We start from the raw sequence: 21,021 nt of genomic DNA, 5'->3' as shown, positions 1-21,021 counted from the left end.
GGTCGGGTGCTCAGGCGAGGTGCAGGGGAAGCGTCCTGGTCCGGGTGAACGCCGGCCGCAGGATCCACGGCAGCTCCGCCCGCGGCACGGCCAGGCTCAGGTCCGGGAACCGGGTGAACAGCCCGTGCAGCGCCACTTCGGCCTCCTGGTAGGCCAGGTGCTGGCCCAGGCAGCGGTGGATGCCCTTGCCGAAGCTGAGGTGGGTCTCGTTGGTGACCGACAGCCGGTCGATGATCAGCTTGTCCGGCTCGGGGAACTTGCGCGGGTCGGTGTTGGCCGCCAGCAGCAGCGGCGCGACCGGCACGCCCTTGGGGATGGTGATGCCGCCCAGCTCGACGTCTTCGGAGGGGAAGCGCACCTGCGTGAACTGGAGGGGCCCCAGGCGCTGCAACTCGCGCACGGCCTGCGCCCACAGCGACGGGTCCGCCTTCAGCCGGGCGAGCTGGTCCTGCTGTTCGAGCAGGAACAGCACCGAGTTCCCGATCAGGTAGGTCGTGGTCTGGTGCCCGGCGGTGACCAGGCTGAACAGGATCCCGACGATCTCGTCGTCGGTGACCCGGCCGGGGTCGGCCGCCTGCGCCTGGACGAGGGCCGTGACCAGGTCGTCCTTCGGCTCGACGCGCCGGCGGGCCATCAGCTCGCGCGACAGCTCGATGCACTTGCGCAGCGCGGGCGGGATCTTGGGCCCGTCCATGGTGGCCATCGCGTTGCCCCAGTCGTGCCAGGCCGACCGGTCGGCTTCGTCGATGCCGACGAGCTCGCAGATCACCGTGACCGGCAGCGGGAAGCAGAACTCCTCGACCAGGTCGACCGGGGAACCGTCCGCGCTCTGCCGCGCCAGCTCGTCCAGCAGGTCTTCGGTGATCTTCTCGACCCGGGGCCGCAGCGCGTTGACGCGCCGCGCGGTCAGCGCGTAGGAGACCAGCTTGCGCAGCCGGGTGTGGTCCTCGCCGTCGGAGGTGTTCAGCTTGTTGGCCATCCACGGGATCAGGTCCTCGGGGAAGTCCATCGCCTTGAACACGCCGTCCCGCACGTCCGCCAGCGGGGAGTCCGACGGCGGGTTGGTGAGGAACCGCGGGTCGGTGAGGACCGTGAGCACGTCCTCGTAGCGGGTGGCCAGCCACATGTCCGGCCCGCCCATCACCTTGCCCAGGTTCAGCGTCCCGGTGTGCGGCAACGGCTCTTCACGCAGCCGCGCGTACCAGCCGAACGGGTCGGCGACCACCGCCGCCGACAACAGGTCGACCGGTTCGGCCGAAGGCCCCGCAGTGGCTGTCATGGCCCTCCCTTTCCTGGTGACGAGCGGGCGGTCCGCTCGCGTCCGTGGGCACACCTCGGCCCCGTTCGCCGACGATAGGGAAGCCGCGCCCGCCCGAGCATCCCCCAACCTGGCAGTGCCGGGCCCGCGACCGGTTCGTGTCCCTTGTGGACTTTCCGGGGGGATCGGCGGCTATCAGGACGGGGGATACCCGGTGGGCCGCCGCTGCCCTAGCCTGCGGGAGAACGTGGCCTCCCGACCTCCGCAAGCCCGACCGAGGAAGCGCGAGATGCAGACGACAGAAGAGACGATCAAGAGCCTGTTCGCCCGGCTGACCGGGGACGACAAGCACCTGGCGGCCGCGACGTCCACATTGGACGTTCTCTGGGTGCTCTACGACCGGGTGCTGAACGTGTCGCCGGAGAACATCGACGACCCCGACCGCGACCGGTTCTACCTCTCCAAGGGGCACGGGCCGATGGCCTACTACACGATGCTGGCCGCGAAGGGCTTCATCGAGCCGGAGGCGCTGGACACCTGGCGCACGTGGGGTTCGCCGCTCGGGATGCACCCGGACCGCAACCTGGCGCCCGGCGTCGAGATCAGCGCCGGTTCCCTCGGCCACGGGCTCCCGCTCGGCGTCGGGACCGCGCTCGCGCTGCGGGCGCAGGGCCGCGACGCCCGGGTGGTCGTGCTGATGGGCGACGGCGAGTTCGACGAAGGCAGCAACCACGAGACGATGGCGATCGCCGGCCGGCTCGGGCTCGACCGCCTCACCGCCGTGGTGATCGACAACAAGACCTCGAGCCTCGGCTGGCCGGGTGGCATCGCCACCCGGTTCGCCACCGAGAACTGGGACTCGACCACCGTGAACGGCCGGGACCACGACGCCCTGTACGAGGCACTGACCAGGGAACCCGCCGGACGGCCGCAGGTCGTGGTGGCGGAGGTCCTCCCGGTCACCGAAGGGAGCGCGGCATGACCGCCCAGCTGACCAGGAAGCAGATGCGCACCGTCTGGGCCGAGACGGTGGTCGAGACGATGGCCACCGATCCCCGGCTGGTCGTGCTGACCGCGGACATCTCGTCGTGGTTCTTCTGGGGGGCCAAGGAGCAGCACCCGGACCGGGTGCTCAACCTCGGCATCCGGGAGCAGGCGATGATCGACATCGCCGGTGGCTTCGCGCTGGCCGGGATGCGGCCGATGGTGCACACCTACGGGCCGTTCCTTATCGAGCGGCCGTTCGAGCAGCTCAAGATCGGTCTCGGGCACCAGGACGTCGGCGCGGTGCTGGTCAGCGTCGGCGCCTCCTACGACGACCCGTCGTGGGGCCGCACCCACCAGGCCCCCGGCGACGTGGCGCTGCTGGACACCCTGCCGGGCTGGACCGTGCACGTGCCGGGTCACGAGGACGAGGTCGCGCCGCTGCTGCGCCGGGCGATCGCCGGCGACGGACGGGTCTACGTGCGGCTGTCCGAGCGGGTCAACACCGAAGCGGTGCCGGTCGCCGACGGCTTCACCGAGCTGCGGCGGGGCCGGGACGGTGTCGTGGTCGCGGTCGGCCCGGTGCTGGACCAGGTGCTCGGCGCGACCGCCAACCTGGACGTCACCGTGCTGTACACCGCGACGATCCGGCCGTTCGACCACGCCGGCCTGCGGGCCGCGGTGGGGGCGGCCCGGCCGGACGTGGTGCTGGTCGAGCCGTACCTGCGCGGCACCTCGGCGTTCGAGGTGAACGAGGCGCTCGCCGACGTGCCGCACCGGCTGCGGTCCTTCGGCACCTGGCGGGACCGCGAGGCCCGCGTGTACGGCACGGCCGAGGAGCACGACCGGCTGCTCGGGGTGGACGCGGCCGGTCTGGCCGAGTCGATCGCCGCCTTCCTGCGCTGACCCGATCCCCCTGGCTCCGCACCCGCCCCGGCGGGTGCGGAGCTTTTCGGCGTTTCCGGCACGAAAAAAGGCCGGTCCAGGTCACTCGGCCCGGACCGGCCTTCGGTGCGTCAGGAGGTGCGCGGGGTCAGGGGGCGTCCCAGACCACCGGCAGGGAGTGCACGCCGTAGGTCAGCATGTCGTTGCGCAGGGCGATCTCCGACGGCGGCACGGCGAGCCGGAGCCCGGGCAGCCGGCGCAGCAGCGCGGGGTAGCCGATCTGCAACTCCATCCGGGCCAGTTGCTGGCCGAGGCACTGGTGGACGCCGTGCCCGAAGGCCAGGTGCGGACCGCGGGCGCGGGTGAGGTCCAGCTCCTGCGGGTCCGGCCAGTGCTGCCCGTCCCGGTTGGTGGCCACCACGGACACCACGACGGTCGAGCCGGCCGGGATCGGCTGGCCGCCCAGCTCCAGGTCCACGGTGGCGAACCGGAAGAGCCCGGGGTTGACCACGGACAGGTAGCGCAGCATCTCTTCGACGGCGTCCTCGGTGCGCGAGGGGTCGTCGCGCAGGGCGGCGAGCTGGTCGGGCCGTTGCAGCAGCACGAAGATGCCCAGCCCCAGCATGCTCGCCGTGGTGTCGTACCCGGCCAGCAGCAGCAGGTTGGCGATGTTGATCAGCTCGTCGTCGGTGAGCGCGGGATCGGCCCCGGCGTGGTGGATCAGCCCGGAGAGCAGGTCGTCGGCGGGGTTCGCCCGCTTCTCGGTGATCAGCCGCAGGAGGAACGCGCGCAGGGCTTCGAGGTTCTCAAGCCCCTCGTTGACCGGCATGTTCATCTGCAGCAGCAGCACCGCGCGCTGCTGGAACTCCGCCCGGTCCGCGTAGGGCACCCCGAGCAGCTCGCAGATCATCAGCGAGGGGACGGGGAACGCGAACTCGGCCATCAGGTCGGCGGTGGTGCCGGCGGCCAGCATGGCGTCCAGCCGGTCGGCCACGATCTGCTCGATCCGCGCGCCGAGCTCGCGGATCCGGCGGACGGTGAACTGCCCGGTGAGCAGCTTGCGGTACCGGGTGTGCTCGGGCGGGTCCATGTTGATGAACGACCCGGCCCGCGCCTTGTCGTCGCGCATCAGCTCGCGGACCTCTTCGGACAGTTCCTTGAACCGGGGGTGGTAGCTGAACCGGTCGGAGGAGAAGCGCGGGTCCGAGAGCACCGCGCGGGCCTCGTCGAACCCGGACACGAGCCAGAACGGTTCACCACTGGACAGCGTCGCCTGGGCGACCGGGCCCTGCTCGGCCATCGCCAGCAGGGCGGCCGGCACCGTGAACGGGTCTTCGCGCCGGACGTACTCCTCGGGGATCGGCGAGCGCATCGCTTCGCCGCTGGGCGGGTCCTCGGTCACTTCGGTCGTCACTGCGGCGGAACTCCATTCCCGGATCACCCGGCCGGCCTGGTCAAGTCGGAGCGTAGGTCGGCGACCCGGGCCGGGCATCCCTCGTCTTGATAGGACCGACGCGCACTGTCAAACGTAAGGGTGCCGGGTGGGGCCCGGCGCGGACACCATGGATTGGTCCGACTGGCCGACGTGAACGAGGTGTGCCCGTGAGCACTGTGCTTCTCCTTAACGGTCCCAACCTGGGTGTGCTGGGCCGGCGCGAGCCGGAGATCTACGGCACCGACACGCTCGCCGACATCGAGGAGGCGGTGGCCGAGGAGGTGAGCGCCCGTGGGTGGGAGGTCCGGTCGATCCAGCGCGACGGCGAGGGCGAACTGGTGGGGGCGATCCACCAGCACCGCGACACCACGGTGGGCGCGATCGTCAACCCCGGGGCCCTGATGATCGCCGGCTGGAGCCTGCGTGACGCGCTGGCGAGCTACGCACCGCCGTGGATCGAGGTGCACCTGAGCAACGTGTGGGCGCGCGAGCAGTTCCGGCACGAGTCCGTGATCGCCCCGCTGGCGAGCGGTCTGGTCGTCGGCCTGGGGGCCTTCGGTTACCGCCTGGCGGCGCAGGCCCTGCTGCACCTCTCGCCCGAATCGCCGAATCCCCTGCGCTGATTGCTCGCGCCCGAATGATTTGTGAAATATACCGTCACGCAAAGAAGTCCGGTCGTCACTGGTCCGGATAGCGCAGTCACCTGCGGCCCGTCGCGGCTCCGCCGAGGTCGCGGCGGGTTGGTGCGCGGGGTCCAATACACGGTTGTTTCGCTACTAACCGCATACCTATTAGGCCAGTCGACTGATTCACCGTCCGCACGCGACGATGGATTCCGCTACTGCACAAGGAAATTCGTGCCAAATCCGTACGTCCGGGTCAGTGTGACTTAGGTCACACTGACGCCGGAGGCGGCTTCGGCCAAAGCTATCGTGAGGAAGCCGGATTACCTGGGAAAAGAGAAACTTAATCTGGGCGAGTCAACTGGGAGGTGGCTGTGGCGCAATTATTTTGCCGGTACCGGCGCGTCGTCACGGGTGGATCGGTCTACCGCGTCATGAACGGTGTTCTGACGCGGCGAACTTTACCCTGAATTCGCCGGGTGACTCGGCGCGGCCAATGTCGTCCACGCCAGGTTTTGCAAAGCCGCTGAAGCGCGGCGTACCGCAGGATCGATTCTGCTTCGTCTATTCTGGGGATGGCTGATCGATGTTGGACGTACCAATTTTACAAGTATCGAAGAATCCTTTTACCGGGTTTGGCGACGATTTCATGCAGGGCTCCTGCGATACCGCCGGATTCCTTCGGCAGTCGGCTTCGTCGTGGTTCGACGGGCGCCTCGACAAGGGGCTGCAGTACGCCGAAGCGGCCGCGGCGGGCCGTCGGCAGGACTCTCCTGAGCTGTACGAACTGGCTCAGTTCTGGTACGTCGGGCTGCTCATCAAGGCCCGGAAGCTCGAAGCGGGCCGCCGGGTGCTCGACGCGGTCGAGGGGAGCCGGGGCGGGGTGGCCTCCGAGCGCATGACCGCCGTGGGGCACAACGTGCGGGGCAGCCTGCTGTTCGCCACGGGCCGGGTCGACGGGGCCATGACCGAGATCAGCACGGGGCTGCGGATCGCCGAGGGGTGCGGCGACCGGTCCCTGCGGCCGCCGAGCTACGTCGTGCTGGCGCTCGGTGCGCTGCGCCGGGCGGACATGCGCGCGTGCCGGCACTTCGTGGACAAGCTGGCCGACGAGGCGCTGCTGGGCTACTTCGGGCAGGCGCCCGGGGCGTGGGTGGCCGCGCAGGCCGTGGAGGCCCGCAGCGGGGTGGAGAGCGCGGCGAGCCTCATCGCCGGCATCGTCACGAACCCGGTGGTCCGCCGGCAGTTGCTGGTGTCGGAGCCGGCGGCCGTGTCCTGGCTGGTGCGCGCCTGCACCAAGCTGGGCGCGGACGACCTGGCGCGGACCCTGGTGGAGGTCTCCTCGGCCATGGCCGAAGAGCAGCTGGAGTTCAGCGTGCTCCGCGGTTCGGCCCTGCACGCGGCCGGGCTGCTGCGGCAGGACGCCGCCCAGTTGCGCGAGGCGGCCGACCTCCACCCCGACCGCTGGTGCGGGGCGTCGGCGCGCGAAGACCTGGCGAACCTGCTGGCCGCGCAGCCGGACGAGCGCGACCGCACGATCCGCCTCCTGGAGTCGGCGCTGGACGTCTACGCCGAAGTGGGCGCCACCCGCGACGCGGCCCGGGTGGTGAACAAGCTCCGTGAATACGGCGTGCGCCGCCGCACGGCTCGCGCCGTGGAATGCGAGGGCGTGGTGCCGCACGGGCTCACGAGCACGGAGTTCGCGGTCGCCGAACTGGTGAGTCAGGGAAACACCAACAGCGAGGTCGGCCGGCAGTTGTTCATTTCCCGGCACACGGTGGCGTTCCACCTGAAAAAAGTGTTCCAGAAGATGAACATCACCTCGCGGGTGGAACTGGCGGCCGCTTGGAACATGACCTCCTAGCGCGGACGGTCACGGGTTCGCGAACGTCCGGGTAGGCGGGGTGCCGGCCCCGGACGACTGGGATCCGGTGACCGCTCGGACGCGCTCGGTGACCCGGCGCCGACCGGCGAGCACCGCGGAGTCCAATCCGGACACCGCCGGGCGCCCAGCCGGGTCACCGCGCCGGAAACCACCTCGGGTGCACTGCTTGTAGCAGCCAGCCGTCTGCCGTAGCCGTCTGCTGTAGCCAGCTGTCTGCCGTAGCCATCTGTCTGCCGTAGCTGTCTGCTGTAGCCGCCCTGTCGAAGCGTCGTAGCCGTAGCGGGCCGAAGTTCGCCGGCCACGCCGCGAGCGGGCCTTCCCGGGCGCAACAAGCACGGTGCGCCGACACCACCCACCGCAGCCGAGCCGTCGCGGTGCGAAGTGGTCGCACGCCGCGGCAGTGGTCGTGTACCGCCGCAGTGGTCACACACCGCGCGCGATCGCTGCGGTCTCCTGCCGCTCGCGCGCCGCAACCGAATCATGGCCCTGCGTTCACCCTCGCCCTTGCCTTCGCCGCGTCCGCACCGGCCCGTTCGCGGTCGTACGGCGCCGCTGAGAGCCGCGCTGCGTTGTGCCGCGTTGTGCCCGCCGCCTCCGTCGCATGAGCAGGATGTGTCCCGGGCGCACCGAAGCCGCACCACCAAGCCAAGCCCTGCTTCGTCAAGCCCTGCCCTGCCTCGTCAAGCCGAGCCCCGCCCTGCCCCGCCGAGCCCTGCCCTGCCTCGTCAAGCCGAGCCCCGCCCTGCCCCGCCGAGCTCCGCCCTGCCCCGCCGAGCTCCGCCCTGCCTCGCCGAGCCCTGCTCTGCCTTGCCTTGTCGAGCCTCTGCCCCTTACTCGACCCCTACCCGGCGCCCTGGCGGGCCCTCGATGTCACCCCCGCCGCGCCACCGTCCGAGCGAAAAACCCGACCCTGCCCCGCGCGGTCCCGCGTGCCCCCGGCCGCCCCCGAGCGGCCGAAAACCGCTGTTGGAGACCTTCGGATAGCGATACCCGCGAGTAACTGGCACTATATTCGGCCGTTCACGCTCCGCTGCCGGTGCTTCCACGCTGCGCCAACCGGCGGGACCGCCGTGTCGCATCTTGACTCTCGGGCCCGCTGGGGTCAGGCTTACCCCCGACGGCGAACCGGCGGCCCTTGCGGGAGGGCCACCCGGATCGCGCGGAGGTACTCCTGAAGTCGTCGCGACGCAGGCTGGGCCCCAATCTGGAGCGCCCCCTGGACAGGCCGCGCCGTCGAGGCTAGACTGCCTCTTTGCGCTGCCCCCTTTCAGGCTGCCCTGAGCCGGTAGTTAGGATAGTGGGCACACGGCACCCTTGACAGTCGCTGATAGCTGTTGCTATGGCGGCCGTCACCGCTCATTGTCCCCGGAAGGACGCATCTTGGCAGTCTCTCCCGCGAACCAGGCCACTGCTGCGACCACCTCGGCTGTATCCCGCTCTGAGGCCACGGGAATCCCCGGCGCGCCCATGCGGGTCTCCTTCGCAAAGATTCGCGAGCCCCTCAAGACCCCCAACCTGCTCGACGTGCAGATCCAGTCGTTCCAGTGGTTCACCGGCGACGAGGCGTGGTTCGAGCGTCGGGTCGAGGCGGGTGAGGAGAACCCGGTCGGTGGCCTCGAGGAGGTTCTCAACGAGATCTCCCCGATCGAAGACTTCTCCGGTTCGATGTCCCTGTCCTTCTCCGCCCCGCGCTTCGACGAGGTCAAGGCCTCGATCGAGGAGTGCAAGGACAAGGACATGACCTACGCCGCCCCCCTGTTCGTCACGGCGGAGTTCGTCAACAACAACACGGGCGAGATCAAGAGCCAGACGGTCTTCCTCGGCGACTTCCCGGTCATGACCGACAAGGGCACCTTCGTCATCAACGGCACCGAGCGTGTCGTGGTGTCCCAGCTGGTCCGCTCGCCGGGCGTGTACTACTCCAAGGAAATCGACAAGACCAGCGACAAGGACGTCTTCAGCGTCCGCGTGATCCCGAGCCGCGGCGCCTGGCTGGAGTTCGACGTCGACAAGCGCGACACCGTCGGCGTCCGCATCGACCGCAAGCGCCGCCAGCCGGTCACCGTGCTGCTCAAGGCGCTCGGCTGGAGCACCGAGGCGATCCGCGAGCGCTTCTCGTTCTCCGAGACGCTGCTCGCCACCCTCGAGAAGGACCACACGGCCGGCACCGACGAGGCGCTGCTCGACATCTACCGCAAGCTGCGCCCGGGCGAGCCCCCCACCAAGGAGAGCGCGCAGACGCTGCTGGAGAACCTGTTCTTCAAGCCCAAGCGCTACGACCTGGCCAAGGTCGGCCGGTACAAGGTCAACAAGAAGCTGGGCCTGTCGACCCCGATCGACAACGGGACGCTGACCGAAGAGGACATCGTCACGACCATCGAGTACCTGGTCCGGCTGCACGCCGGCGAGGACAAGATGGACGCGGCCAACGGCACCGACATCCCGGTCGAGACCGACGACATCGACCACTTCGGCAACCGGCGCATCCGCACGGTCGGCGAGCTGATCCAGAACCAGATCCGGGTCGGCCTGTCCCGCACCGAGCGGGTCGTGCGCGAGCGCATGACCACCCAGGACGTCGAGGCGATCACCCCGCAGACCCTGATCAACATCCGCCCGATCGGCGCGGCGATCAAGGAGTTCTTCGGCACCTCGCAGCTGTCGCAGTTCATGCAGCAGACGAACCCGATCGACGGCCTGACCCACAAGCGCCGCCTGAACGCGCTCGGCCCGGGTGGCCTTTCGCGTGAGCGCGCCGGCATGGAGGTCCGCGACGTCCACCCGTCGCACTACGGCCGCATGTGCCCGATCGAGACGCCGGAAGGCCCGAACATCGGCCTGATCGGTTCGCTGTGCTCCTACGCGCGGGTCAACCCGTTCGGCTTCATCGAGACGCCGTACCGCAAGGTCGTCGACGGGCGGGTCACCGACCAGGTCGACTACCTGACCGCGGACGAGGAGGACCGGTACGTCAAGGCGCAGGCCAACGCGCCGATCTCCGAAGACGGCACCTTCGTCGAGGACCGGGTCATGGCGCGGCGCAAGGGCGGCGAGGTCGAGCTGATCGACCCGGCCGGCGTCGACTACATGGACGTGTCGCCGCGGCAGATGGTCTCCATCGCCACCGCGATGATCCCGTTCCTCGAGCACGACGACGCGAACCGCGCGCTGATGGGCGCGAACATGCAGCGCCAGGCCGTGCCGCTGCTGCGCAGCCAGGCGCCGTACGTCGGCACCGGGGTGGAGCTGCGGGCCGCGATCGACTCCGGCGACATGCTGGTGGCCGAGCAGTCGGGTGTGGTGGAGGAGCTTTCCGCCGACCTGATCACGGTCATGCACGACGACGGCACGCGCAAGAGCTACAGCCTCTACAAGTTCCGCCGCTCGAACCACGGCACCTGCTTCAACCACCGCCCGATCGTCAACGAGGGCGATCGGATCGAGGTCGGCCAGGTCATCGCCGACGGGCCGTCCACCGAGAACGGTGAGGTGGCGCTCGGCAAGAACCTGCTCGTCGCGGTCATGCCGTGGGAGGGCCACAACTACGAGGACGCGATCATCCTCTCGGAGCGCCTGGTGCAGGACGACGTGCTCACGTCGATCCACATCGAGGAGCACGAGATCGACGCCCGCGACACCAAGCTGGGCGCCGAGGAGATCACCCGGGACATCCCGAACGTCTCCGAAGAGGTCCTGGCCGACCTCGACGAGCGCGGCATCATCCGGATCGGTGCCGAGGTCCGCGACGGCGACATCCTGGTCGGCAAGGTCACGCCGAAGGGCGAGACCGAGCTGACCCCGGAGGAGCGCCTGCTCCGCGCGATCTTCGGCGAGAAGGCCCGCGAAGTCCGCGACACCTCGCTCAAGGTGCCGCACGGCGAGACCGGCAAGGTCATCGGCATCCGCGTGTTCTCGCGCGAGGACGACGACGAGCTGCCTCCGGGCGTCAACGAGCTGGTCCGCGTGTACGTGGCCCAGAAGCGCAAGATCCAGCCGGGCGACAAGCTCGCTGGCCGCCACGGGAACAAGGGCGTCATCGGCAAGATCCTGCCGGTCGAGGACATGCCGTTCATGGAGGACGGCACGCCGGTCGACATCATCCTGAACACCCACGGTGTGCCGCGACGGATGAACATCGGCCAGATCCTCGAGCTGCACCTGGGCTGGCTGGCCTCGCAGGGCTGGACCATCGAAGGGGCCCCGGACTGGGCGAAGAACCTGTCGCAGGAGCTCTACGACGTCGCGCCCGGCACGAACACCGCGACCCCGGTGTTCGACGGCGCGAAGGAAGAGGAGCTGACCGGTCTGCTCCGGGCGACCAAGCCCAACCGCGACGGCGAGCGCATGGTCAAGGAGAACGGCAAGGCCAAGCTGTTCGACGGCCGCTCCGGCGAGCCGTACCCGTACCCGGTCGCGGTCGGCTACATGTACATCCTGAAGCTGCACCACCTGGTCGACGACAAGATCCACGCCCGCTCCACCGGCCCGTACTCGATGATCACGCAGCAGCCGCTGGGTGGTAAGGCGCAGTTCGGTGGCCAGCGCTTCGGTGAGATGGAGTGCTGGGCGATGCAGGCGTACGGCGCGGCCTACACGCTGCAGGAGCTGCTGACGATCAAGTCGGACGACGTGGTCGGCCGCGTCAAGGTGTACGAGGCGATCGTCAAGGGGGAGAACATCCCCGAGCCGGGCATCCCGGAGTCGTTCAAGGTGCTCCTCAAGGAGCTCCAGTCGCTGTGCCTCAACGTCGAGGTGCTCTCCAGCGACGGTGCGGCCATCGAGATGCGCGACTCCGACGACGAGGACCTGGAGCGCGCCGCGGCGAACCTCGGCATCAACCTGTCCCGCAACGAGTCGCCCAGCGTCGACGACGTCGTCCACTAACTAGCAGCCCGCCTAGTCTGGGCCTGCGTCACGCGACCTCAGGGGAACGTGACGCAGGCCGACCGAGGGAAACATGATTCGTCACCTTTCTTCGCAGCGCAATCACACCAGTAAGTTCGGGGAGGCGGTCTAGTTGCTGGACGTCAATTTCTTCGATGAACTCCGCATCGGACTCGCCACCGCCGACGACATCCGTCAGTGGTCCTTCGGCGAGGTCAAGAAGCCGGAGACCATCAACTACCGCACGCTCAAGCCCGAGAAGGACGGCCTCTTCTGCGAGAAGATCTTCGGCCCGACCCGGGACTGGGAGTGCTACTGCGGCAAGTACAAGCGGGTCCGCTTCAAGGGCATCATCTGTGAGCGCTGCGGCGTCGAGGTCACTCGCGCCAAGGTGCGCCGTGAGCGGATGGGCCACATCGAGCTGGCCGCGCCGGTCACCCACATCTGGTACTTCAAGGGTGTCCCGTCCCGGCTGGGCTACCTGCTCGACCTGGCGCCCAAGGACCTCGAGAAGATCATCTACTTCGCTGCTTACGTCATCACCGGCGTGAACACCGAACTGCGCCACACCGACCTGCCGACGCTGGAGAACGAGATCGGCGTCGAGCGCAAGAACCTCGAGACCAAGCGTGACGCGGACATCGAGGCCCGGGCGCAGAAGCTGGAAGCCGACCTGGCCGAGCTGGAGGCGGAGGGCGCCAAGTCCGACGTGCGCCGCAAGGTCAAGGAGGGCGGCGAGCGCGAGATGCGCCAGCTGCGCGACCGCGCCGGCCGCGAGCTGGACCGGCTCGAGGAGGTCTGGACGACCTTCACCAAGCTCGACACCCGTCAGCTGATCGCCGACGAGCTGCTCTACCGCGAACTGATCGACCGCTACGGCGAGTACTTCACCGGCGGCATGGGCGCGGAGGCCATCCAGAAGCTGGCCACCGAGTTCGACGTCGCGGCCGAAGCCGACAACCTGCGCGACACCATCCGCAACGGCAAGGGGCAGAAGAAGCTCCGCGCGCTGAAGCGGCTCAAGGTCGTCGCCGCGTTCCAGGCGACCGGCAACGACCCGCGCGGCATGGTGCTCGACGCCGTCCCGGTCATTCCGCCGGACCTGCGTCCGATGGTCCAGCTCGACGGTGGCCGGTTCGCCACCTCGGACCTCAACGACCTGTACCGCCGCGTGATCAACCGCAACAACCGGCTCAAGCGGCTGATCGACCTCGGCGCGCCCGAGATCATCGTGAACAACGAGAAGCGGATGCTGCAGGAGGCCGTCGACGCGCTGTTCGACAACGGCCGCCGCGGCCGTCCGGTGACCGGTCCGGGCAACCGTCCGCTGAAGTCGCTGTCCGACCTGCTCAAGGGCAAGCAGGGCCGGTTCCGCCAGAACCTGCTCGGCAAGCGCGTGGACTACTCGGGCCGTTCGGTCATCATCGTCGGGCCGCAGCTCAAGCTGCACCAGTGCGGTCTGCCGAAGGACATGGCGCTCGAGCTGTTCAAGCCGTTCGTGATGAAGCGCCTGGTCGATCTGAACCACGCGCAGAACATCAAGTCCGCGAAGCGGATGGTGGAGCGCTCGCGCCCGCAGGTGTGGGACGTGCTCGAAGAGGTCATCACCGGCCACCCGGTGATGCTGAACCGCGCGCCGACCCTGCACCGGCTGGGCATCCAGGCCTTCGAGCCGCAGCTGGTCGAGGGCAAGGCCATCCAGCTGCACCCGCTGGTCTGCGAAGCGTTCAACGCGGACTTCGACGGTGACCAGATGGCGGTGCACCTGCCGCTGTCGGCCGAGGCCCAGGCCGAGGCCCGGATCCTGATGCTGTCGGCGAACAACATCCTTTCGCCGGCCTCGGGCCGCCCGCTGGCCATGCCCCGGCTGGACATGGTGACCGGTCTGTACCACCTGACCCGGCTGAACGAGCAGGCCGACGGCGCGGGCGGCGCGTACTCCTCGCCGGCCGAGGCCATCATGGCCTTCGACCTCAAGGCGCTGAGCCTGCACGCCCCGATCAAGATCCGCGTGTCCGACCGTCAGCCGGCGAAGGCCGACGAGGCGCGGCTCGCGGAGGGCGGCTGGGAGCCGGGCAAGCCCTGGCTGGCCGAGACGACCCTGGGCCGCGTGCTGTTCAACGAGCTGCTGCCGGCGGACTACCCGTTCATCAACGAGCCGATGCCGAAGAAGCGTCAGGCCGCGATCGTGAACGACCTGGCCGAGCGGTACTCGATGACGCAGGTCGCGCAGACCCTGGACCGGCTGAAGGACGCCGGCTTCTACTGGGCGACGCGCTCCGGCGTCACGGTGGCCATCTCCGACGTGCTGACCCCGGTCGGCAAGAAGGCCATCCTCGACGAGTACGAGGGCAAGGCCGACCAGGTCGAGAAGCGGTACCAGCGTGGTCAGCTTTCGCACACCGAGCGCAACAACGAGCTCGTCAAGGTGTGGACGCAGGCCACCGAAGAGGTCCACAAGATCATGGAGACGGCGCTGCCGGACGACAACCCGATCGCGATCATCGTGAAGTCGGGTGCGGCGGGCAACATGACGCAGGTCCGGTCGCTGGCCGGCATGCGTGGACTGGTGTCGAACCCGAAGGGTGAGTACATCCCGCGTCCGATCAAGGCCAACTTCCGCGAGGGCCTGTCGGTGGCGGAGTACTTCATCGCGACGCACGGTGCCCGCAAGGGCCTGGCGGACACGGCCCTGCGGACCGCCGACTCGGGTTACCTGACCCGTCGTCTGGTGGACGTCTCGCAGGACGTCATCGTCCGCGAGGTCGACTGCGGCACCACCCGCGGCATCAACATGCCGATCGGCGAGGACCTCGGCGACGGCAAGGTCGTGCGCGACCAGCACGTCGAGACCAGCGTGTACGCGCGGAACCTCGCGACGGACGCGGTGGACGCCAAGGGCAACGTCGTGCTCAACGGCGGCGACGACATCGGTGACCCGGCCATCGACAAGCTGCTCTCCAGCGGCATCTCGAAGGTCAAGGTCCGCTCGGTGCTGACCTGCGAATCGGCCGTCGGCATCTGCGCGACCTGCTACGGCCGCTCGATGGCGACCGGTCAGCTGGTCGACGTCGGCGAGGCCGTCGGTATCGTCGCGGCCCAGTCGATCGGTGAGCCGGGTACGCAGCTGACCATGCGTACCTTCCACCAGGGTGGTGTCGCCGGTGACGACATCACGACCGGTCTGCCCCGGGTCACCGAGCTGTTCGAGGCCCGGGTGCCGAAGGGCAAGGCGCCGATCGCCGACGTCGACGGCCGCGTGCGGATCGAGGAGAGCGAGCGGTTCTGGAAGATCACCCTGATCCCGGACGACGGGGCCGAGGAGATCGTCTTCGACAAGCTGTCCAAGCGGCAGCGGCTCGCCAACACCGCGAACGGCCCGCTGGGTGACGGCGACCACGTGTCGGTCGGCCAGCAGCTGCTCGAGGGCACGCCGGACCCGCACGAGGTCCTGCGGGTCATGGGTCCGCGCGAGGCGCAGATGCACCTCGTGGACGAGGTGCAGAAGGTGTACCGCGCCCAGGGTGTGTCGATCCACGACAAGCACATCGAGGTCATCGTGCGGCAGATGCTGCGCCGCGTGACGATCATCGACTCCGGGGCCACGGACTTCCTGCCGGGCGAGCTGCCCGAGCGGACCAAGTTCGAGGCCACGAACCGGGCTTCGGTGGCCGAAGGCGGCGAGCCGGCTTCGGGCCGTCCGGTGCTGATGGGGATCACGAAGGCGTCGCTCACCACGGACTCGTGGCTGTCGGCGGCGTCGTTCCAGGAGACCACGCGAGTGCTGACCGACGCGGCCATCAACGGCCGTTCGGACCGCCTCGTCGGCCTCAAGGAGAACGTGATCATCGGTAAGCTGATCCCGGCCGGTACGGGCATCAACCGCTACCGCAACATCCAGGTGCAGCCGACCGAGGAGGCGCGGGTCGCCGCTTACGCGATCCCGTCCTACGACGACGGTTACTACACCCCGGACGTGTTCGGTTCGGGCACCGGTGCCGCGGTTCCGCTGGACGACTACGACTTCGGTCGCGATTTCCGCTGATCCGCTCCGCGGTCGTGGAGAGCCCCCATCCCGGGTCACCGGGGTGGGGGCTCTTCCGTGGGCGCGACCAGGCGGAAAGGCCGTGAGCGGACGGTGATCGGACCGTTGTGGGCACTTGTACGGTCGCTGGGGCGGCAGCCGGTTCGTAGGTTCTCCGCGTGGCTGACGCAGTGCCGTTCACGGACAACTTCTCCGATCTTTCGAACCCGCAGGGCTACCAGTTCGAGTTCCGCTGCGAGCGGTGCGGCAACGGGTTCCGCTCGGCCTTCCAGCGCGACACCGTGGAGACCGGCCGGAGCGTGCTGCGGGCCGTGGGCTCGTTCTTCGGCGGGAAGCTGCAGGACCTGAGCTACTCGGCCGACCAGTGGCGGTACAACCAGGCCACCAACTCCGCGGCGAAGGACAAGGCGCTCACGACCGCCGTCCGGGAGATCACGCCGAGCTTCCGCCAGTGCCGCGGCTGCGGGGACTGGATGTGCGCGGACCAGTGCTGGAACGAGGAGATCGGCCAGTGCCTGAAGTGCTCGCCGAGCGTCGCGGAGGAGGTCTCCCGCGCGCAGGCGTCGGCGCAGCGCGACCAGATCTGGGACCGTGCGCGCACGAAGAACTGGACCAGGGACATCGACCTCGACACCCGCGCCAAGCTCACCTGCCCCAGCTGCGGCGTCAAGGCCGAGGGCGGCAAGTTCTGCGCCTCGTGCGGTGGGTCGCTGGCCCCGGTGGTGCACTGCACGGAGTGCGGCCACTCGTCGAAGGTGGGCGCGATGTTCTGCGGTGACTGCGGCACCCGGCTCTAGGCCGGTCTTCTCCTCACGCAGCTTGCGGATCCGTCGCGGCGGGCGGGGGCGGTCCCGGACCATTTACCCCTTGTCGCTTCGGCCTTCCCCGGTGGCCCGGTGTCCTGCCTTTCGCGAACTGGTTCCGCCGCCTGGGTGCGACCTTTTCCCTTACGCAGCAACGTTTTACCTCGATTCCTGAAGCAGCAAAGAAATCGGCGAAGAGCACTGGTAAAATCGGATCTCGGTGGTCTGGACAACCGACGGGTATCGCCTCGCCGGGAGTTCCGATGCCGGGCTGGATCCGGCCCGTCCGTGCAGTCGGGGCCGGCTCCGGATCGTCCACAGCGGCCCCGGCTCTCGGCCGCGGCGTCATCGGGGCGACCACCGAAATTCACCTCCGTGCGAGTCACTTCCGAGCCGAGACGCGAGGTGTTCGTCACTCCGCTCACCCGCTTGGGGGAGATCGCCGTCCCGGTCCCGGACCAGCCGGACCGGACCCCACCCACGAGCAGCTCGGCCACCCCGACCAGCACGGAGCCAACGGTGCGTTGCGGCCACGTGTGTCACTCGATCGTGGAGTGGGTACGGTGCGAGCCGCAGAGGGAAACCGACCGACCAGGGGAGTGCGTCATGGACGGAAACAGGGTCGAAGAGCAGCAGGACCAGCCGCGGGGCAGCCACGCCGCGCCGGAGGGCGCGGGGGTGCACCCGCTGATCGACCTCTCGCGCGACCCGCACCCGGGCCGGCCGGACCACGCCAAGCCGGACGAGGAATAAGCGCTCCGCCCCCGTCGTTCCGGATCACGGGACCGCCGCGCGGCTCGGCCGCACGGGGCCCAGCTGGGGTTACGATGGGCGGTCACCGTCGCTTCGGACCCCCCGCCCGGACCTCCCGGGAAGTGGCCGGGTATCTTTGGAGACCGTGCCCGGCAGGCGTCGGGCCGCTCCGCGTGCCGTATGGCATGAGCGGGGTGCTCGCGCACCCGGTTCACCGGCCTGGTCCACGTGGGGTTCCGACGGAAAACCCTCGGGGAAGTTACCGGTCGAGAGACTGTGACGCGGGCCGACACGCCCGACCGCGGGGGCCGGTGAAGACACGAAGAAGCAAGATCACGACAGGAAGCTGGTCCATTGCCCACGATCCAGCAGCTGGTCCGCAAGGGCCGCCAGGACAAGGCTGCCAAGCAGAAGACCGCGGCCCTCAAGGGGAGCCCGCAGCGTCGTGGCGTGTGCACCCGCGTGTACACCACGACCCCCAAGAAGCCGAACTCGGCGCTGCGCAAGGTCGCGCGTGTGAAGCTGACCAGCGGCATCGAGGTCACGGCTTACATTCCCGGTGAGGGCCACAACCTCCAGGAGCACTCGATGGTGCTCGTGCGCGGCGGCCGAGTTAAGGACCTGCCGGGTGTCCGCTACAAGATCATCCGCGGCTCGCTCGACACCCAGGGTGTCAAGAACCGCAAGCAGGCGCGCAGCCGGTACGGCGCGAAGAAGGAGAAGAGCTAATGCCCCGCAAGGGTCCGGCCCCGAAGCGGCCGCTGATCTCCGACCCCGTCTACGCCTCCCCGCTGGTCACCCAGCTGGTGAACAAGGTGCTGAAGGACGGTAAGCGTTCGCTGGCCGAGCGCATCGTGTACGGCGCCCTCGAAGGCGCTCGCGAGAAGTCCGGCACCGACCCGGTCGTCACGCTGAAGCGGGCGCTCGACAACGTGAAGCCCAGCATCGAGGTGAAGAGCCGCCGCGTCGGTGGCGCCACCTACCAGGTGCCGATCGAGGTCAAGCCGAACCGCTCGACCACCCTGGCGCTCCGCTGGCTGGTCTCGTTCTCGCAGGCCCGTCGTGAGAAGACGATGATCGAGCGCCTGCAGAACGAGCTGCTCGACGCGAGCAACGGTCTCGGTGCCAGCGTCAAGCGCCGTGAAGACACGCACAAGATGGCCGAGTCCAACAAGGCCTTCGCGCACTACCGCTGGTGATTTCCGCCCGGCTGCCGATCCAAGCCATGCCGGGCCCCACGCTTGAGACAGGGGAACATTCTCGTGGCACGTGACGTGCTGACAGACCTGAACAAGGTCCGCAACATCGGGATCATGGCGCACATCGACGCCGGTAAGACCACCACCACCGAGCGGATCCTGTTCTACACCGGGGTCAACTACAAGATCGGTGAAGTCCACGACGGCGCCGCCACCATGGACTGGATGGAGGAGGAGCAGAAGCGGGGCATCACCATCACCTCGGCTGCGACCACCACCTTCTGGGACGACAACCAGATCAACATCATCGACACCCCGGGCCACGTCGACTTCACCGTCGAGGTGGAGCGCAACCTCCGGGTGCTCGACGGCGCGGTCGCGGTGTTCGACGGCAAGGAAGGCGTCGAGCCGCAGTCCGAGCAGGTCTGGCGGCAGGCGGACAAGTACGACGTCCCGCGGATCTGCTTCGTCAACAAGATGGACAAGCTCGGCGCGGACTTCTACTACACGGTGAAGACCATCGTCGACCGTCTCGGCGTCCGGCCGCTGGTCATCCAGCTGCCGATCGGGGCCGAGAACGACTTCGAGGGTGTCGTCGACCTGGTCCGCATGAAGGCGCTGACCTGGCGCGGCGAAGTGAGCAAGGGCGAGGACTACTCGATCGAGGAGATCCCGGCCGAGCTCGCCGAGCTGGCTGCGGAGTACCGCGAGAAGCTCGTGGAGACCGCCGCCGAGGCCGACGACACGCTGATGGAGAAGTTCCTCGAGGGTGAGGAGCTGACCGAGGCCGAGATCAAGGCCGGCATCCGCAAGCTCACCATCGCCCGCGAGATCTTCCCGGTGCTGGCCGGCTCCGCGTTCAAGAACAAGGGCGTGCAGCCCATGCTCGACGCGGTCGTCGACTACCTGCCCTCGCCGCTGGACATGCCTCCGGTCGAGGGCACGCTGCCCGACGGCGAGACCCCGGTCACCCGCAAGCCCTCGGTGGACGAGCCGTTCGCCGCGCTCGCCTTCAAGATCGCGGCGCACCCGTTCTTCGGCAAGCTGACCTACATCCGGGTGTACTCGGGCAAGGTCGCCGCCGGCGCGCAGGTCGTCAACGCGACGAAGGAGCGCAAGGAGCGCATCGGGAAGATCTTCCAGATGCACTCCAACAAGGAGAACCCGGTCGACGACGCCCAGGTCGGTCACATCTACGCGGTGATCGGGCTGAAGGACACCACCACCGGTGACACCCTGGCCGACCCGCAGAAGCCGGTCGTGCTGGAGTCGATGACCTTCCCCGAGCCGGTCATCCGGGTCGCGATCGAGCCGAAGACGAAGGCCGACCAGGAGAAGCTGTCCCTGGCGATCCAGAAGCTGGCCGAAGAGGACCCCACGTTCCAGGTGAAGCTGGACGAGGAGACCGGGCAGACCATCATCGCCGGCATGGGCGAGCTGCACCTCGAGGTGCTGGTCAACCGGATGAAGTCCGACTACAAGGTCGAGGCCAACATCGGTAAGCCGCAGGTGGCCTACCGGGAGACCATCCGCAAGACGGTGGACAAGCTCGACTACGTCCACAAGAAGCAGACCGGTGGTTCCGGCCAGTTCGCGAAGGTCATCGTGAAGCTGGAGCCGCTCGAGCGCACCGACGGTGCTCTCTACGAGTTCGACAACAAGGTCTCCGGTGGCCGCGTGCCGCGGGAGTACATCCCGTCGGTCGACGCGGGCGCGCAGGACGCCATGCAGTACGGCATCCTGGCCGGCTACCCGCTCGTCGGGTTGAAGTTCACCTTGTTGGATGGTGCGTACCACGAGGTCGACTCCTCGGAAATGGCCTTCAAGGTCGCCGGCTCCATGGCGATGAAGGAAGCCGCGAGGAAGGCCAGCCCGGTCATCCTCGAGCCGATGATGGCCGTCGAGGTCACGACGCCCGAGGACTACATGGGCGACGTGATCGGCGACCTCAACTCCCGCCGTGGCCAGATCCAGGCCATGGAGGAGCGCGCCGGTACCCGTGTCGTCAAGGCACTGGTCCCGCTGTCGGAGATGTTCGGTTACGTGGGCGACCTGCGGTCTCGCACCCAGGGTCGCGCGAACTACTCCATGGTGTTCGACTCCTACGCCGAGGTTCCCGCGAACGTCGCGAAGGAAATCATCGCGAAGGCGACCGGGGAGTAGTCCCCGTTCGCTCGCGGGCATGAGGGACACTCCTGAACGTCCGCAGCACAGACGAGTAACCATCGCGGGCCGGCAGCCACGCCGGCCCGCGAGCACAAGAGCGA

13 protein-coding genes are annotated in these 21,021 nt (G+C 68.6%); 11 read left to right on the top strand and 2 right to left on the bottom strand.

What is annotated here, in order from left to right:
* Positions 1-10 precede the first annotated feature (10 nt).
* A complete protein-coding gene (locus NYF13_RS02305; RefSeq protein WP_315653812.1) occupies positions 11-1,279 on the bottom strand; it encodes a cytochrome P450 in 1,269 nt (422 codons plus the stop codon).
* A 268-nt stretch (positions 1,280-1,547) separates the two neighbouring features.
* Here NYF13_RS02305 and NYF13_RS02300 point away from each other — a divergent pair, with 268 nt between their 5' ends.
* Together NYF13_RS02300 and NYF13_RS02295 are read left to right on the top strand one after the other, a co-directional pair.
* Complete coding sequence (locus NYF13_RS02300) at positions 1,548-2,240, top strand: thiamine pyrophosphate-dependent enzyme (protein WP_315653811.1); 693 nt, start codon at positions 1,548-1,550, stop codon at positions 2,238-2,240.
* Entirely contained in the window at positions 2,237-3,148 is a 912-nt protein-coding gene (locus NYF13_RS02295; protein WP_315653810.1) for a transketolase, read from the top strand. Before NYF13_RS02300 ends, NYF13_RS02295 begins: the two co-directional genes overlap by 4 nt.
* A gap of 127 nt (positions 3,149-3,275) precedes the next feature.
* Here NYF13_RS02295 and NYF13_RS02290 read toward each other — a convergent pair whose 3' ends face one another.
* Entirely contained in the window at positions 3,276-4,541 is a 1,266-nt protein-coding gene (locus NYF13_RS02290) for a cytochrome P450 (RefSeq protein WP_315653809.1), read from the bottom strand.
* Positions 4,542-4,729: 188 nt separating this feature from the next.
* On the opposite strand from NYF13_RS02290, the gene NYF13_RS02285 reads away from it, so the two are divergent.
* The 9 genes from NYF13_RS02285 to fusA all read left to right on the top strand — a co-directional run bounded on the left by NYF13_RS02285 (position 4,730) and on the right by fusA (position 20,917).
* Positions 4,730-5,185, top strand: coding sequence for a type II 3-dehydroquinate dehydratase (locus tag NYF13_RS02285; RefSeq protein WP_315653808.1), 456 nt, complete (start codon positions 4,730-4,732; stop codon positions 5,183-5,185).
* A gap of 649 nt (positions 5,186-5,834) precedes the next feature.
* The gene (locus NYF13_RS02280; RefSeq protein WP_315653807.1) at positions 5,835-7,049 is read left to right on the top strand and encodes a LuxR C-terminal-related transcriptional regulator; all 1,215 of its coding nucleotides are present in this window, start codon (positions 5,835-5,837) and stop codon (positions 7,047-7,049) included.
* Positions 7,050-8,450: 1,401 nt separating this feature from the next.
* Positions 8,451-11,954 carry a DNA-directed RNA polymerase subunit beta gene (locus tag NYF13_RS02275; protein ID WP_315653806.1) on the top strand — a complete coding sequence of 1,168 codons (3,504 nt, stop codon included), beginning with the start codon at positions 8,451-8,453 and terminating at the stop codon, positions 11,952-11,954.
* Positions 11,955-12,087: 133 nt separating this feature from the next.
* Positions 12,088-15,999, top strand: a complete 3,912-nt coding sequence (locus NYF13_RS02270) for a DNA-directed RNA polymerase subunit beta' (RefSeq protein WP_315653805.1) — start codon at positions 12,088-12,090, stop codon at positions 15,997-15,999.
* Between the two features lie 158 nt (positions 16,000-16,157).
* Entirely contained in the window at positions 16,158-16,796 is a 639-nt protein-coding gene (locus tag NYF13_RS02265) for a zinc ribbon domain-containing protein (RefSeq protein ID WP_315653804.1), read from the top strand.
* A gap of 612 nt (positions 16,797-17,408) precedes the next feature.
* Positions 17,409-17,555, top strand: a complete 147-nt coding sequence (locus NYF13_RS02260) for a hypothetical protein (protein ID WP_315653803.1) — start codon at positions 17,409-17,411, stop codon at positions 17,553-17,555.
* 354 nt (positions 17,556-17,909) lie between these two features.
* The gene (gene rpsL, locus NYF13_RS02255) at positions 17,910-18,284 is read left to right on the top strand and encodes a 30S ribosomal protein S12 (protein WP_003102113.1); all 375 of its coding nucleotides are present in this window, start codon (positions 17,910-17,912) and stop codon (positions 18,282-18,284) included.
* Positions 18,284-18,754 (top strand): 30S ribosomal protein S7, encoded by a 471-nt coding sequence (rpsG, locus tag NYF13_RS02250; RefSeq protein ID WP_315653802.1) that lies wholly within the window; start codon positions 18,284-18,286, stop codon positions 18,752-18,754. The genes rpsL and rpsG overlap by 1 nt, the downstream gene beginning before the upstream one ends.
* A 63-nt stretch (positions 18,755-18,817) precedes the next feature.
* Positions 18,818-20,917: an elongation factor G gene (gene fusA, locus NYF13_RS02245; RefSeq protein ID WP_315653801.1), complete on the top strand. Its 2,100-nt coding sequence runs from the start codon at positions 18,818-18,820 to the stop codon at positions 20,915-20,917.
* Positions 20,918-21,021: the final 104 nt, after the last annotated feature.

Origin of the sequence: Amycolatopsis sp. PS_44_ISF1, assembly GCF_032335455.1 — a bacterium.
Classification (GTDB): Bacteria; Actinomycetota; Actinomycetes; order Mycobacteriales; family Pseudonocardiaceae; genus Amycolatopsis.
This window is presented reverse-complemented; position numbering and strand designations above follow the sequence as displayed.

Coding starts and splice junctions, on each gene's coding strand:
- rpsG (WP_315653802.1), top strand. CDS start 18,284: ATGCCCCGCAAGGGTCCGGCCCCGAAGCGGCCGCTGATCTCCGACCCC.
- NYF13_RS02295 (WP_315653810.1), top strand. CDS start 2,237: ATGACCGCCCAGCTGACCAGGAAGCAGATGCGCACCGTCTGGGCCGAG.
- NYF13_RS02305 (WP_315653812.1), bottom strand. CDS start 1,279: ATGACAGCCACTGCGGGGCCTTCGGCCGAACCGGTCGACCTGTTGTCG.
- NYF13_RS02260 (WP_315653803.1), top strand. CDS start 17,409: ATGGACGGAAACAGGGTCGAAGAGCAGCAGGACCAGCCGCGGGGCAGC.
- NYF13_RS02300 (WP_315653811.1), top strand. CDS start 1,548: ATGCAGACGACAGAAGAGACGATCAAGAGCCTGTTCGCCCGGCTGACC.
- NYF13_RS02280 (WP_315653807.1), top strand. CDS start 5,835: ATGCAGGGCTCCTGCGATACCGCCGGATTCCTTCGGCAGTCGGCTTCG.